This is a genomic window from Pseudomonas proteolytica, assembly GCF_007858275.1.
Taxonomy (GTDB): Bacteria; Pseudomonadota; Gammaproteobacteria; order Pseudomonadales; family Pseudomonadaceae; genus Aquipseudomonas; species Aquipseudomonas proteolytica.
This window is the reverse complement of the sequence record NZ_VFEV01000012.1, coordinates 56,748-71,090: the sequence shown is the minus strand read 5'-3', so window position 1 is coordinate 71,090 and position 14,343 is coordinate 56,748. Positions and strand designations below refer to the sequence as shown.

Below are 14,343 nucleotides of genomic sequence, written 5' to 3'. Positions count from 1 at the left end.
TTTCATCAAGTAGCCGAGCCCCATGTCCGAGCCACGCAAGATCCTCGTCACCAGCGCCCTGCCCTATGCCAATGGTTCCATCCATCTTGGCCATATGCTTGAGTACATCCAGACCGATATGTGGGTGCGCTTCCAGAAGCATCGCGGCAATCAATGCATTTATGTCTGCGCGGACGACGCCCACGGTTCGGCCATCATGTTGCGCGCCGAAAAGGAAGGCATCACCCCGGAACAACTGATCGCCAACGTCCAGGCTGAACATAGCGCCGACTTTGCCGAGTTCCTGGTGGATTTCGACAACTTCCACTCGACCCACGCCGAAGAAAACCGCGAGCTGTCGAGCCAGATCTACCTGAAGCTGCGTGATGCCGGGCACATTGCCACGCGCTCGATCACCCAGTATTTCGACCCGGAAAAGAAAATGTTCCTGGCCGACCGCTTCATCAAGGGCACCTGCCCCAAGTGCGGCACTGAAGACCAGTACGGCGACAACTGCGAAAAATGCGGTGCCACCTACGCACCGACCGACCTGAAGGATCCGAAGTCGGCGATCTCGGGCGCCACCCCGGTGCTCAAGGATTCCCAGCACTTCTTCTTCAAGCTCCCGGACTTCCAGGAAATGCTGCAGACCTGGACCCGCAGCGGCACCCTGCAGGACGCGGTGGCGAACAAGATCGCCGAATGGCTGGATGCCGGACTGCAACAGTGGGACATCTCCCGCGATGCGCCGTACTTCGGCTTCGAGATCCCCGATGAGCCGGGCAAATACTTTTATGTATGGCTGGATGCGCCGATCGGCTACATGGCCAGCTTCAAGAACCTCTGCGACCGCACGCCTGAGCTGGACTTCGACGCGTTCTGGGGCAAGGACTCCACCGCCGAGCTGTACCATTTCATCGGCAAGGATATCGTCAACTTCCACGCCCTGTTCTGGCCGGCAATGCTCGAAGGTTCGGGCTACCGCAAGCCAACCGGCATCGCCGTACACGGTTACCTGACGGTCAATGGCCAGAAGATGTCCAAGTCCCGTGGCACCTTTATCAAGGCGCGCACCTATCTGGACCACCTGTCGCCGGAATACCTGCGCTACTACTACGCCTCCAAGCTGGGCCGTGGCGTCGACGACCTGGACCTGAACCTGGAAGACTTCGTGCAGAAGGTCAATTCGGACCTGGTGGGCAAGGTGGTCAACATCGCCAGCCGTTGCGCCGGGTTTATCCACAAGGGCAATGCTGGCGTGATGGTGCCGGTCAACGCCGCGCCGGAGCTGACCGACGCCTTCCTGGCCGCCGCGCCAAGCATCGCCGATGCCTATGAAGCCCGCGACTTTGCCCGTGCCATGCGCGAGATCATGGGCCTGGCCGACCGTGCCAACGCCTGGATCGCCGACAAGGCGCCGTGGTCATTGAACAAGCAGGAAGGCAAGCAGGATGAAGTCCAGGCCATCTGCGCCACCGGCATCAACCTGTTCCGCCAGTTGGTGATCTTCCTCAAGCCGGTGCTGCCGTTGCTGGCCGCTGACGCCGAGGCGTTCCTCAACGTTGCACCGTTGACCTGGAATGACCACACCAGCCTGCTCAACAACCATCAGCTCAACGAATTCAAGCCGCTGATGACCCGTATCGACCCGGTCAAGGTACAGGCCATGACGGACGCCTCCAAGGAAGACCTGACTGCCAGCCAGACCGATACCGGCCAGGCAGCCCCAGCGGGCAATGGCGAGCTGGCCAAGGATCCGCTGTCGCCGGAAATCGACTTCGACGCGTTTGCCGCGGTGGACCTGCGGGTTGCACTGATCATCAAGGCCGAAGCCGTGGAAGGCGCCGACAAGCTGTTGCGCCTGACTCTGGATATCGGTGATGAGCAGCGTAATGTGTTCTCCGGGATCAAGAGTGCCTATCCGGATCCGTCCAAGCTCGATGGTCGGCTGACCATGATGATCGCCAACCTCAAGCCACGGAAAATGAAGTTCGGTATTTCCGAAGGCATGGTGATGGCGGCAGGTCCCGGCGGCGAGGAAATCTACCTGCTCAGCCCGGACAGCGGCGCCAAGCCTGGCCAGCGCATCAAGTAACCCGAAGTGCCCTGTCGCGGTGATTGGCCGCGACAGGGCGGTTTGCGCTAGTACCCTCTTCCTGCTTGCCGGATAATCAGGCCCTGTTTGCTTAACCGGCTCGACCATGACCGAACTGCTTGTCGCCCTTCTCAGCGCCGCCCTGATCAGCCATTACCTGCTGCGTCTGACGCTGCCCGGTGATCCACAGCTGGAGCGGCGGCGGGTGCATGCCCTGGGGTTGGCGACCATGTTGTTGGTCGCATTCAGCGGCCTATCGGCCTGCCTGCTGGATAAATTTGTATTACAACCCTTGGCGCTGGGCGCGTTATGGCTGTTTGCTTATGTACCCGTGGTGATTCTATTGAGCCAGCCGTTGCTGAATGCGCTTGCCCGCCGCGTGCCCGCACTGCCCTTCGATGGGTTATGGGTGCCGCTGCTGGCTAGCACCGGCGTACTCAGCGTGGCCCTCCTGGGCCCGGGCAACGCAGGCGAGCTGATCTATAGCCTGGGCATCGGCCCCGCGTTCTGGCTGGTCCTCAGCCTGTTCAACGACCTGCGCCAGCGAATAGACGAAAACGATATCCCCAGGCCCTTCAACGGCCTGCCCGTGGACCTGCTGAGTGCCGGGCTGCTGGCGGTGGCGTTCCTGGGCTTAAACGCAATGATCAAACCATGAGCCTGATTCAACGTATCGATGCCCTGCTGCCCCAGACCCAATGCGGCAAATGCGGGCACCCGGGTTGCAGCCCCTACGCCGAGGGTATCGCCCAGGGCGAAGCCATCAACAAGTGCCCCCCGGGCGGCACCGAGACCATTGCCGAGCTGGCGCAGTTGTTGAGCTTGCCCCCCTTGGAGCTGGACCGCGCCCGTGGCGAAGCCCCCGCGCAGGTTGCCTTCATCCGCGAGGCCGAGTGCATCGGCTGCACCAAGTGCATCCAGGCCTGCCCGGTGGATGCGATTGTCGGCGCGGCCAAGCTGATGCACACCGTTATCGTGGATGAATGCACCGGCTGCGACCTGTGTGTTGCGCCTTGCCCGGTGGATTGCATCGACATGCTGCCACTGCCCCAGGCCACGGTACTGCCGATTGTCGCGGGCTATGCCACTACGGCCGAGGAGCGCCAGGCGCGAGCGACCAAGCGTGATCGCGCCCGGCGTCGCTTCGAGCAGCGCAATGCACGGCTGCAACGCGAGGAAGCGCACAAGCTGGCCGAACGCCTCGCCCGCAACCAACGCCCGGCCCCCAGCGAAGCGATCAATAGCAATCCGCTACAGGCCGCCATCGAACGCGTGCGTGCGCAAAAAGCCGCAGACATCGACGCAGCGCTTAAAAAAGCCAAGATCAACCTGGCCATGAGCCGGGCCCAACTGCACAAATCCTTGAAAGCCTTTGGCCATCCGCCGACCTTTGAGCAGCAGTCGCAATTGATCATCCTGCAGCAGCAATTTGAGTGCGCCGAACAGGCATTGATCGCGCTTCAAGCAAACGCCCCTGCGGCGACGCCTCCCAAGGCCATTAAAGATCCTGGGCTCAAGCAGGCAAAAATCCAGCTGGCCATACGCCGCGCCGCGCTGAAAAAAGCCCAGGACACCCTGGCCGATGCCGAGCAACTGACCACGCTGTCTGCAGCCCTGACCGCCGCCGAACAGGCCTTGCATGCCGCCGAAGAAACCTCCGAGCAGCCTCGGCCTGACCTGCAACGTGTCGAGAAGCGGCCCATCGACAGCCAGCTTCGCCAGTTGAAGACGGCGCTGGCCTATGCCCGCGCCGACCTGAGCAAACTCGAGCGCCAACCTGCCAGCAGTACAACCGAGTTGACGAACGCCAGGCAGCGCCTGGATGAGGCCCAGCGCTTGGTGGATGAACATGTCGGCGCCTGACGTTATCGAGCGCCAGCAACAGGCCATGCAGCGCCTGTTAATGGCGGCAACGCCTGGCTTGCTGGTGCTGTTCTGGCTATATGGCTGGGGCGTGTTGATCAATCTGTTGCTGGCCGGCACCTGCGCATGGGCAGTCGAAGCCGGGGTGCGCCGGTTGCGCGGTCAGGGTTCCAACGACCTGAGCGGCCTGGTCAGCGCGACGCTGCTGGCCCTCGCGCTGCCCCCTTATTGCCCGTGGTGGTTATGCCTGGGCGCCGTCAGCAGTGGATTGCTGTTGGGCAAACACCTGTATGGCGGCAAACAGAACCCCTTCAACCCGGCCATGCTCGGTTATGCGCTGATGCTGCTGGCTTTCCCCCAACCGATGACCCATTGGCCGGCGTCCCATGGCTTCGACCTGCTGGCCGGCCTGCAGCAGGTGTTCGGCCTGCACGGCGAGACCGCCGATGCCTGGGCCCGAGCCACGGCGCTGGACGCTTTGCGCATCAACAACAGCCTGACCATCGATGAGCTGTTTGCCCGCCACCCGGCCTTCGGCCAAATCGCCGGTAAAGGCAGCGAGTGGGTGAACCTGGCGTTTCTCGCGGGCGGCCTCTTTTTGCTGCAGCAACGAGTCTTCAGTTGGCATGCGCCGGTGGGCATGCTTGCCAGCCTGTTTGTTATCAGCTTGCTGTGCTGGAACGGCTCCGGGTCCGACTCCCACGGCTCGCCGCTGTTTCATCTGTTGACCGGGGCCACCATGCTCGGGGCCTTCTTTATCATCACCGAGCCCGTGTCGGGTGCGAAAAGTGCGCGGGCGCGCCTGCTGTTTGGTGTGGGCGTGGGAGTGCTGACCTATCTGATCCGCACCTGGGGCAGTTACCCGGGTGGCCTGGCGTTTGCGGTGCTGATGATGAACCTGGCGGTGCCGGCACTTGAGCGCTGGACGCGGCCGCAGGCGGTGAAGGCATGAAGCGCACGTCTCAAGCCGTGATCGTGCTGCTGATCGCCATCGGCGTGGCGGGCCTGACGATAGGCCTGCAACAGCTGACCGCCAAGCCGATTGCCGCGCAGCTGCGTGAAATGCACAGTCGGGCGCTGTTGGATGTGCTGCCCGTTGGCAGCTATGACAATCAACCGCTGGAGCAGCCTTTAGGCATCACCTCGGGAATGCTGGACAACAGTCAACTGCTGGGTGGTTACCGCGCGACCTTGGCCGGCACCCCCAGTGCGGTGGTGCTGCGCTCGCAGGTCGATGGATACGGTGGGCGCATAGAGTTGCTGATTGCCATCGACCACAACGCCAAGCTGCTCGGGGTAAAGACCCTGGAGCACAGAGAAACGCCGAGCCTGGGCGGGCACATTGGCGAGCCTGGCAATGCGTGGCTGGCCTCATTCAAGGGCCTGTCGCGGGAAAACCCACAGGTTTGGGCGCTGAAGAAAGACAGCGGCCAGTTTGACCAGATGGCCGGTGCGACTATTACCTCCCGCGCGGTGATCAACGCAATCCATGATGCCTTGCGTTACTTTGACGAGCATCGTCAGGCGCTGCTGGAGACCACCGGCCATGACTAAGCCATTCGCCCTCGGCAGCCTGTTGCTGCTGCCTGCGCTGCTGGGTGTCAGCGCTACGCTGGCGAGCGCTGTGGCCTTCTGGGCTCTGTGGGTAACGATCTTGACGTTGCATGGCTGCAGCTGCGGCTGGGTACGCAACCACCTCAGTGGCAACTGGCGGCTGGCTGCCAATGTGTTGCTGGCCACCACTTGGGTCAGTTGCGCGCATTTAGTGGCGCAAGCCCTGGCCTTAGGCCCGTCTACACCCGTGGGGGCATACCTGGCGCTGATCGGTATGCAATGCGTACTGCTTGAGCATGAGGGTTTGTTCGCCACCGACCGGCGCAGGGCGCGGCTCCAACTGTTCGCCGTATCCGCCGGGTTGCTGCTCGCACTCACCCTATTGCGTTTTTTACTCGGCAGCAGCATCGCCATCCTTGCCCCTACAGGGTTTATCCTGCTCGGGTTACTGCTTGCCGGGTGGCAAGCCTGGACCCAACGCCGCACACCTCTTTGAAGGAACAGCTCGCGCCATGAATGCCGCAAAACGCCTGGAGATCTTTCGCCGGTTTCACGAGGACAACCCGGAGCCCAAGACCGAACTGGCCTACTCGTCGCCGTTCGAGTTGCTGATTGCCGTGATCCTGTCTGCGCAATCGACGGACGTGGGCGTTAACAAGGCCACGGCCAAGCTGTTCCCGGTCGCCAACACCCCGGCCGCGATCCACGCCCTGGGGGTTGAAGGGTTGTCGCAGTACATCAAGACCATTGGCCTTTACAACAGCAAGGCGAAAAACGTCATTGAAACCTGCCGGTTGCTGGTCGAGTTGCATGGTGGAGAAGTGCCAGAAACCCGGGAAGCACTCGAGGCACTGCCCGGCGTAGGCCGCAAGACCGCCAATGTGGTGCTCAATACTGCATTTCGCCAATTGACCATGGCGGTGGACACCCACATTTTCCGCGTCAGCAACCGCACCGGAATCGCTCCGGGCAAGAATGTGGTCGAAGTGGAGAAGCAACTGATGAAGTTTGTACCCAAACCTTACCTGCTCGACTCACACCATTGGTTGATCCTGCACGGTCGTTATGTGTGCCAGGCCCGCAAGCCGCGCTGTGGCAGCTGTCGCATCGAAGATTTGTGTGAATACAAGGAAAAGACGTCGGACGATTGAGCAATCATTGCTTTTATTGATCAGTCGATTGAAAAAATCTTTTTTACCCGGTGCAAGATTGTCGATATAAGGAGCCCCAACGGCAGTCTTAGCCTGGAGTTAACCTTATGAGCACTGGCAAAGAACAACTGGATGTAGAAGATGACTTTGTGGCCACCGACGCCGACGAGGCAGCCGAGGCACCTGTAGAAGTTGCCAAGACCAATTTGAGCAAACGCCGCACCATCGACAACCTTCTGGAAGAGCGACGCTTGCAAAAACAGTTGGCCGAATACGATTTCGATCTCTAGCCAAGCGATCACACAGAAGCCTCCGCCATGGAGGCTTTTCCTGCCTGTTGCTCCCTGCTTCTTAAACCAGGCCGTTACGCTGAGCGAGCTCGATCAGGTCCACCAGGGACCGGGCATTGAGCTTGAGCAGCAAGCGAGTCTTGTACGTGCTCACCGTCTTGTTGCTGAGGAACATCCCATCAGCGATCTCCTTGTTGGTCTTTCCCTGGGCCAATTGCTGCAACACCATCATCTCCCGGCCTGAGAGCCGCTCGACCATATCGGCTTCACTGGTGTTGCCCTGTGTGGAGCGCACCGAGTTGAGTGCTTGGTTGGGGAAGTAGCTGTAGCCAGACAGCACCGCCTTGATCGCGCTCAGCAACTCGGTGAGGTCCTGCTGCTTGCACACGTAGCCCGCTGCGCCGGCCTGCATGCAGCGCATGGAAAAGTGGCCGGGCGCCTGTGAGGTCAGCACCAGTACCTTGAACGGTTGCACCTGTTTTGTGGAAGACAGGCGACAAATAACTTCCAGGCCGTCAAGTTTGGGGATTCCAATATCCAGGATGACAATATCCGGCATATGCTCCCGTGCTAGTTGCAACGCGTCGACTCCGTTATCGGTCTCTGCAACGACCTCATAACCATGACGTTCCATTAGCATGCGTACAGCAAGACGAATGACGGGATGATCATCCACGATCAGCACTTTATTCATGGGCAAGTCCAATTTCGCTGTTCGAATTATTCAGAACCAGCACAATAGCCTAGTCGTTTCGTCCTTGGCATAGCACTCCCCCCCAAGTAACGACAAGCAGAGACCCAACCCACAAAGTTATGAGAATAGGACTACAAAAAAACGCCTATATGGATGTGTCGGTTTTTGTTCAGCCTTTCAGAACTTTCCGCGGCCAAACATATTTTGAGCAAAAAAAGCCCCCGGCGCCCCGGAAAAGTAAACGGGACGCACGCCAATCACAGCAAATACCTATTGCACGGCCCGCTTGTGCGGGCGCCGCAGCCGCCCAAGGCATTTCAAAAAAGTTCCCTTGTGCAATAGCTACTGACAATACCTGGAATTATCTGACAGATATTTCCACAAACTAAATAAAACACCCCGTCCGCCCTACTAAACAACCGAATGGATTTAAACACAATTAACACCACGCACCGGGCGGACCAACTTTCAGATACAAAATCCAAGCGCAAAAATACTAAGAAACACCGCAAGCCTCACTCTCGAGTGACAGCATTAAACATCAATAAACACCAACCCTAATTCGAGGCAAAAAAAAATGGCCCCTCTTACCGAGGGACCATTTTTATGAGGCTTCAGATACTTCAGAACAACTTGCGGCCTTTGTTCGCCGCAATGCGCATGCGCAGTGCATTGAGCTTGATGAAACCCGCAGCGTCAGCCTGATTGTAAGCACCGCCATCTTCTTCAAACGTGGCGATGTTGGCATCGAACAGCGACTCATCGGACTTGCGACCGGTAACGATCACGTTGCCCTTGTACAGTTTCAGGCGCACAACACCGTTCACATGGACCTGGGAAGCGTCGATCATCTGTTGCAGCATCAGGCGCTCAGGGCTCCACCAGTAACCGGTGTAGATCAGGCTGGCGTACTTGGGCATCAGCTCATCTTTGAGGTGTGCCACTTCGCGGTCCAGGGTAATGGACTCGATGGCGCGGTGAGCGCGCAGCATGATGGTGCCACCTGGGGTTTCGTAGCAGCCACGGGACTTCATGCCCACGTAACGGTTCTCTACGATATCCAGACGACCAATACCGTGCTCGCCACCGATACGGTTCAGGGTCGCCAGTACGGTGGCCGGGGTCATTTCGACGCCGTCCAGCGCGACGATATCGCCGTTGCGATAGGTCAGTTCAAGGTACTGCGGCTTATCGGGAGCGTTCTCCGGGGAGACGGTCCACTTCCACATGTCTTCTTCGTGCTCGGTCCAGGTGTCTTCCAGCACGCCGCCTTCATAAGAGATATGCAGCAGGTTGGCGTCCATCGAGTACGGGGACTTCTTCTTACCGTGGCGCTCGATCGGGATGGCGTGCTTTTCAGCGTAATCCATCAGTTTTTCGCGGGACAGCAGGTCCCACTCACGCCAAGGGGCAATCACTTTTACGCCGGGTTTCAAGGCATAGGCGCCCAGTTCGAAACGCACCTGGTCGTTGCCCTTGCCGGTGGCGCCATGGGAAATGGCGTCAGCGCCAGTTTCGTTGGCGATTTCGATCAGGCGCTTGGCGATCAGCGGACGTGCGATGGAAGTACCCAGCAGGTACTCGCCTTCGTAGACGGTGTTGGCGCGAAACATCGGGAAAACGAAATCGCGGACGAATTCTTCGCGCAGGTCGTCAATGTAGATCTCTTTGACGCCCATGGCTTGCGCCTTGGCTCGTGCAGGTTCGACCTCTTCGCCCTGACCCAGGTCAGCGGTAAAGGTCACCACTTCACAGTTATAAGTATCCTGCAGCCACTTGAGGATCACCGAAGTGTCCAGGCCGCCGGAATACGCGAGAACGACCTTGTTTACGTCGGCCATGCCATCACTCCACGGGGTTTTACGGAAAGGCGTCGATTCTACCGATCAAAACCGTGAAATTACAGGGGCGCGACAGCAAATGAAGATAAAGCGACAGATTATGTCGGGCGAGCGACGAATGGCCGCACCTCAAAACGCCTCAGCCGTGGGCATCAGATGCCCAGCGTCATCGTTAATGACCACCGCTGGCAGGCAGCTCCCGCAGAGTAATATCAGGAGGTCGCTGCCGCATTCGCCGGGGCCGTGGCCTGGGGTGCCGGTTTTTCGGGGGCCGGTACGCGGTCGAGGTGGATATTGACCCGCCGGTTCTTCGCCCGGTTGGCCGGATTGGTATTGGGTACCAACGGATAACGCTCACCATGGAAGCGCAGGACAATCTGCGACTCGGGGATGCCGTTGGCCTTGAAGAAGTCCATCACCGCCAAGCCCCGGCGCCGGGACAGGTCGCGATTGGTCAGGCGGTTGCCGCTGTTGTCCGAGTGGCCGTCCAGTTCGATATGGTTGACCGTAGGGTCGGCCTTGATGAATTCGAGCATCACCATCAGCTTGGCCTTGGCTGCCGGGTCCAGGTCGATACCCCCGCCCGGAAAACCTACTTCCGCCTGCTTGACCTGCTCGAAGTTCATCGGCAGCAACTTCGCGGTACACAACTGGTAGTCGCTATAGGCCTTATTGAATCGCACCGGCAGCAGGCGGATTTCCGAATAACCGCCGTCCCGGGAATAGTGGCGCACGGTGGGGCTGCGGCCATCCAGCAAACCGTTGAACAGGCGTCCGGCCTGGGCCTGGGAGCTGTTGAACAGCACATCGCCGCTGCCCGCACGCACGGCACCGAGGTTGATATCACCGCGCCCCGGCTGCCACGGCGCGGCCGCCGCCAATAGCGTGGCAGATCCAACGCCCAGCGCGCCGTTATAGGCTTTCAGACGAAATGTCGCCTGCTCGCCGGCCCTGCGCACGAACTCCCCCGAACCAAAATCGGCGATCGGCTGGCTCAAGCGGCACTCGAACTTGTCGCCTTCCACCTTCCACTCGATATTCTCCAGACGCGTCTGGAATGTCAGGGCCATCGCGGGCAGGCTGGCGAACACGCTGAGCAGGGCTAGATATTGCTGGCGCACGGGCGGCTCCACTGGTTTCTACAACACATCAAGGCGTCATACATCGTTAAGGCATACCCAGGGATATCGGTCGCACCCTGCAAAACTTGATAGCGAGTGCCTGCAAGAGTCTTTTCCGGTAGCATTCCCACCAGATTGACCCGCCTGGAATCCCCAATGTCCGACCGCCTGACCCTGCTGCGTCCCGACGACTGGCATATTCATCTTCGCGATGGTGCTGCGTTGCCCCAAACCGTGGCCGATGTTGCGCGCACGTTTGGCCGCGCCATCATCATGCCTAACCTGGTACCTCCGGTGCGTAATGCCGCTGAAGCCGACGCCTATCGCCAGCGCATCCTCGCTGCACGACCGGCCGGTAGCCGCTTCGAACCGTTGATGGTGCTTTACCTTACCGACCGCACCCAGCCCGCCGAAATCCGCGAGGCCAAGGCCAGCGGTTTCGTGCACGCCGCCAAGCTGTACCCGGCCGGCGCCACGACCAACTCCGACTCCGGCGTAACCAGTATCGACAAGATCCTGCCCGCCATCGAAGCCATGGCCGAAGTGGGCATGCCGCTGCTGATCCACGGTGAAGTCACCCGTGGCGATGTGGATGTCTTCGATCGCGAGAAGATCTTCATCGACGAGCACATGCGCCGTGTGGTCGAGCTGTTCCCGACCCTCAAGGTCGTGTTCGAGCACATCACCACCGCAGACGCCGTGCAGTTCGTCACCGAGGCTTCGGCCAACGTCGGCGCAACCATCACCGCGCACCACCTGCTGTACAACCGCAACCACATGCTGGTGGGCGGGATTCGGCCGCACTTCTATTGCCTGCCGATCCTCAAGCGCAACACCCATCAGGTGGCATTGCTCGATGCGGCTACCAGCGGCAGCGCGAAGTTCTTCCTCGGCACCGACTCGGCGCCCCACGCCCAGCACGCCAAGGAAGCCGCCTGCGGTTGCGCCGGTTGCTACACCGCCTATGCGGCAATCGAGCTGTACGCCGAGGCCTTCGAATCGCGCAACGCCCTGGACAAACTCGAGGCCTTCGCCAGCCTCAATGGCCCGCGTTTCTATGGCCTGCCGGCGAATACCGACCGTATTACCCTGGTCCGTGAAGACTGGACCGCCCCCACCAGCCTGCCATTTGGCGAGCTGACCGTTATCCCGCTGCGCGCCGGTGAAACACTGCGCTGGCGCCTGCTGGAGGAACACCCGTGAGTGAAGACCATTACGACGACGAACAGGAACACGGTGGCGGCGGTTCGCGTCACCCGATGGCCGAGCGTTTTCGCGGCTATCTGCCGGTCGTTATCGACGTAGAAACCGGCGGCTTCAATTGCGCCACCGATGCACTGCTGGAAATTGCGGCAACCACCATCGGCATGGACGAACAGGGCTTTGTGTATCCAGAACACACCCATTTCTTCCGCGTCGAGCCGTTTGAAGGCGCCAATATCGAAGCAGCAGCCCTGGAGTTCACCGGGATCAAGCTCGACCATCCGTTGCGCATGGCCGTCAGCGAAGAGGCGGCATTGACCGACATCTTCCGTGGCGTGCGCAAGGCCTTGAAGGCCAACGGCTGCAAACGCGCGATCCTGGTCGGCCACAACAGCAGTTTCGACCTGGGCTTCCTCAACGCCGCCGTAGCGCGCCTGGACATGAAACGCAACCCGTTTCACCCGTTCTCCAGCTTTGACACCGCCACCCTGGCTGGCCTGGCTTATGGCCAGACCGTATTGGCCAAGGCATGCCAGGCAGCCGGCATCGACTTCGACGGACGTGAAGCCCACTCGGCTCGCTACGACACCGAGAAGACCGCCGACCTGTTCTGCGGCATCGTCAACCGCTGGAAACAGATGGGCGGCTGGGAAGACTTCAGCGACTGATTGCGTCGCCAAATCCCACGCATAAAAAAACCGGCCTTCTCAGGCCGGTTTTTTTTACCGCAACCCTGGCTTACAGCTTGCCAGCGTTCTCGGTCAGGTAAGCGGCAACGCCTTCTGGCGAAGCGTTCATGCCCTTGTCGCCTTTTTTCCAGTTGGCTGGGCAGACTTCGCCGTGCTCTTCGTGGAATTGCAGAGCGTCGACCAGGCGGATCAGCTCTTCCATGTTACGGCCCAGCGGCAGGTCGTTGATGATCTGCGAGCGCACAACGCCCTTGTCGTCGATCAGGAACGCGCCACGGAAAGCCACGCCGCCTTCGGACTCAACGTCGTAGGCCTTGGCGATGTCGTGCTTCATGTCGGCAGCCATGGTGTATTTGACTTTGCCGATGCCGCCATCATTGATAGCGGTGTTGCGCCAGGCGTTGTGGGTGAAATGGGAGTCGATGGAAACGGCAACCACTTCAACGTTACGCGCCTTGAAATCGTCCATGCGGTGATCCAGGGCGATCAGCTCGGACGGGCAGACGAAGGTGAAGTCCAGCGGGTAGAAGAACACCAGGCCGTATTTGCCTTTGATGGCTTCAGACAGCTTGAAGCTGTCAACGATTTCGCCATTGCCGAGGACGGCTGGTACGTCGAAATCCGGGGCTTGTTTGCCGACGAGTACGCTCATTGGTTATCTCCTGATGGTAATTGAAGTAAATGGACCGCCCTTGAGTCTGCCGCAAATTGACGACAGGCCTGTGACGCGATCACGCTTCGTAAAGACCGACCATCATACCTGAAAAAAGCCGTTCGTCAGTGAGGGCCCCACGGGGGGCAACGGTTTGAGAAAGCACTTTGACAATCATTCTCGTTAACATTAAGATCCATCGCACTTAAGCCTTAAACCGCGATGGTTCTCCCTTATGTATGTCTGCCTCTGCACTGGCGTCACCGACGGACAAATCCGCGAAGCGATCTATGAAGGTTGCTGCAGCTACAAGGAAGTGCGTGAAACCACCGGCGTTGCCAGTCAATGCGGCAAATGTGCCTGCCTTGCCAAGCAAGTCGTACGGGAAACCCTGACAAAACTGCAGGTAGCCCAGGCCGCGATCCCCTACTCGGCAGAATTTACACACGCCTGAAACAGCCTATTTTAAAGAACCGGACTTAGTGTCCGGTTTTTTTATGCCTGTAATTCAAATAGTTAGGCCCAAGACGCGGAACACAAACATTCTTATTCCGATTAATTTTCATTTATTATTCAATAACTTAGGTTTGACACTAGTAATCGTGCAGCTCAAACTCCGCCCTATATACAACGAACACAGGGCAGGACCCCAATCATGAAAGGCGACATCTCAGTCATCCAGCAACTCAACAAAATCCTTGCCAATGAACTGGTCGCGATCAATCAGTACTTCCTGCATGCACGCATGTATGACGACTGGGGCCTGGAAAAACTCGGCAAGCGTGAGTACAAGGAATCGATCAAGGCCATGAAGGACGCAGACGCGCTGATCAAGCGCATCCTGTTCCTCGAAGGCCTGCCGAACGTACAGGACCTGGGCAAGCTGAACATCGGCGAGCACACCCTGGAAATGCTCAATAGCGACCTGGGTTTCGAGCGCAAGAGCCATGCCGACCTCAAGGCCGCCATCGCCCACTGCGAGACCAAGGGCGACTTCGGCAGCCGTGAGCTGCTGGAAGATATCCTGGAAGACCAGGAAGAACATATCGACTGGCTGGAAACCCAAGTTGGCCTGATCGACAAAGTGACTCTGGAGAACTACCTGCAATCGCAGATGGGTGAGTAATCTCTAATTATTGTAGGAGCGAGCTTGCTCGCGAAGGACGTTAACGATAACGCGAGCATTCTGAATGAACGCGGTGCCTTTACGC

16 protein-coding genes are annotated in these 14,343 nt (G+C 59.1%); 12 read left to right on the top strand and 4 right to left on the bottom strand.

Annotation, left to right across the window (positions count from 1 at the left end):
- The first annotated feature begins 22 nt into the window (after positions 1-22).
- From metG to FIV38_RS10895, 8 genes are all read left to right on the top strand, one after another.
- On the top strand, positions 23-2,074 hold the full coding sequence (metG, locus tag FIV38_RS10930; RefSeq protein WP_029295265.1) for a methionine--tRNA ligase: 2,052 nt from the start codon (positions 23-25) through the stop codon (positions 2,072-2,074).
- A gap of 106 nt (positions 2,075-2,180) precedes the next feature.
- Positions 2,181-2,732 (top strand): Rnf-Nqr domain containing protein, encoded by a 552-nt coding sequence (locus FIV38_RS10925; RefSeq protein WP_092237959.1) that lies wholly within the window; start codon positions 2,181-2,183, stop codon positions 2,730-2,732.
- Entirely contained in the window at positions 2,729-3,937 is a 1,209-nt protein-coding gene (gene rsxB / locus FIV38_RS10920) for an electron transport complex subunit RsxB (RefSeq protein ID WP_092237962.1), read from the top strand. The genes FIV38_RS10925 and rsxB overlap by 4 nt, the downstream gene beginning before the upstream one ends.
- Positions 3,924-4,889: an RnfABCDGE type electron transport complex subunit D gene (locus FIV38_RS10915; RefSeq protein ID WP_092237965.1), complete on the top strand. Its 966-nt coding sequence runs from the start codon at positions 3,924-3,926 to the stop codon at positions 4,887-4,889. Before rsxB ends, FIV38_RS10915 begins: the two co-directional genes overlap by 14 nt.
- Positions 4,886-5,491, top strand: coding sequence for an RnfABCDGE type electron transport complex subunit G (locus tag FIV38_RS10910; protein ID WP_092237968.1), 606 nt, complete (start codon positions 4,886-4,888; stop codon positions 5,489-5,491). The genes FIV38_RS10915 and FIV38_RS10910 overlap by 4 nt, the downstream gene beginning before the upstream one ends.
- Positions 5,484-5,987 (top strand): Rnf-Nqr domain containing protein, encoded by a 504-nt coding sequence (locus FIV38_RS10905; RefSeq protein WP_092237971.1) that lies wholly within the window; start codon positions 5,484-5,486, stop codon positions 5,985-5,987. Before FIV38_RS10910 ends, FIV38_RS10905 begins: the two co-directional genes overlap by 8 nt.
- Before the next feature lie 16 nt (positions 5,988-6,003).
- Positions 6,004-6,642, top strand: a complete 639-nt coding sequence (gene nth, locus FIV38_RS10900) for an endonuclease III (RefSeq protein ID WP_029295251.1) — start codon at positions 6,004-6,006, stop codon at positions 6,640-6,642.
- 107 nt (positions 6,643-6,749) lie between these two features.
- Positions 6,750-6,932: a PA3496 family putative envelope integrity protein gene (locus FIV38_RS10895; protein WP_029295249.1), complete on the top strand. Its 183-nt coding sequence runs from the start codon at positions 6,750-6,752 to the stop codon at positions 6,930-6,932.
- A 61-nt stretch (positions 6,933-6,993) separates the two neighbouring features.
- Here FIV38_RS10895 and FIV38_RS10890 read toward each other — a convergent pair whose 3' ends face one another.
- From FIV38_RS10890 to FIV38_RS10880, 3 genes are all read right to left on the bottom strand, one after another.
- A complete protein-coding gene (locus FIV38_RS10890; RefSeq protein WP_029295246.1) occupies positions 6,994-7,626 on the bottom strand; it encodes a response regulator transcription factor in 633 nt (210 codons plus the stop codon).
- A 623-nt stretch (positions 7,627-8,249) separates the two neighbouring features.
- Positions 8,250-9,467 carry an argininosuccinate synthase gene (locus tag FIV38_RS10885; RefSeq protein ID WP_029295244.1) on the bottom strand — a complete coding sequence of 406 codons (1,218 nt, stop codon included), beginning with the start codon at positions 9,465-9,467 and terminating at the stop codon, positions 8,250-8,252.
- A gap of 212 nt (positions 9,468-9,679) precedes the next feature.
- On the bottom strand, positions 9,680-10,588 hold the full coding sequence (locus FIV38_RS10880; RefSeq protein WP_070994784.1) for a flagellar protein MotY: 909 nt from the start codon (positions 10,586-10,588) through the stop codon (positions 9,680-9,682).
- 156 nt (positions 10,589-10,744) lie between these two features.
- Between FIV38_RS10880 and pyrC the strand changes: the two genes are divergently transcribed.
- Together pyrC and rnt are read left to right on the top strand one after the other, a co-directional pair.
- Positions 10,745-11,791: a dihydroorotase gene (gene pyrC, locus FIV38_RS10875; RefSeq protein WP_070994783.1), complete on the top strand. Its 1,047-nt coding sequence runs from the start codon at positions 10,745-10,747 to the stop codon at positions 11,789-11,791.
- A complete protein-coding gene (gene rnt / locus FIV38_RS10870) occupies positions 11,788-12,459 on the top strand; it encodes a ribonuclease T (protein ID WP_029295237.1) in 672 nt (223 codons plus the stop codon). Before pyrC ends, rnt begins: the two co-directional genes overlap by 4 nt.
- Before the next feature lie 70 nt (positions 12,460-12,529).
- Here rnt and FIV38_RS10865 read toward each other — a convergent pair whose 3' ends face one another.
- Positions 12,530-13,132: a peroxiredoxin gene (locus FIV38_RS10865; protein WP_003172097.1), complete on the bottom strand. Its 603-nt coding sequence runs from the start codon at positions 13,130-13,132 to the stop codon at positions 12,530-12,532.
- A gap of 235 nt (positions 13,133-13,367) precedes the next feature.
- Here FIV38_RS10865 and FIV38_RS10860 point away from each other — a divergent pair, with 235 nt between their 5' ends.
- On the top strand, positions 13,368-13,586 hold the full coding sequence (locus FIV38_RS10860) for a bacterioferritin-associated ferredoxin (RefSeq protein ID WP_038442994.1): 219 nt from the start codon (positions 13,368-13,370) through the stop codon (positions 13,584-13,586).
- A 201-nt stretch (positions 13,587-13,787) separates the two neighbouring features.
- Positions 13,788-14,258 (top strand): bacterioferritin, encoded by a 471-nt coding sequence (bfr, locus tag FIV38_RS10855; RefSeq protein WP_038442996.1) that lies wholly within the window; start codon positions 13,788-13,790, stop codon positions 14,256-14,258.
- Positions 14,259-14,343: the final 85 nt, after the last annotated feature.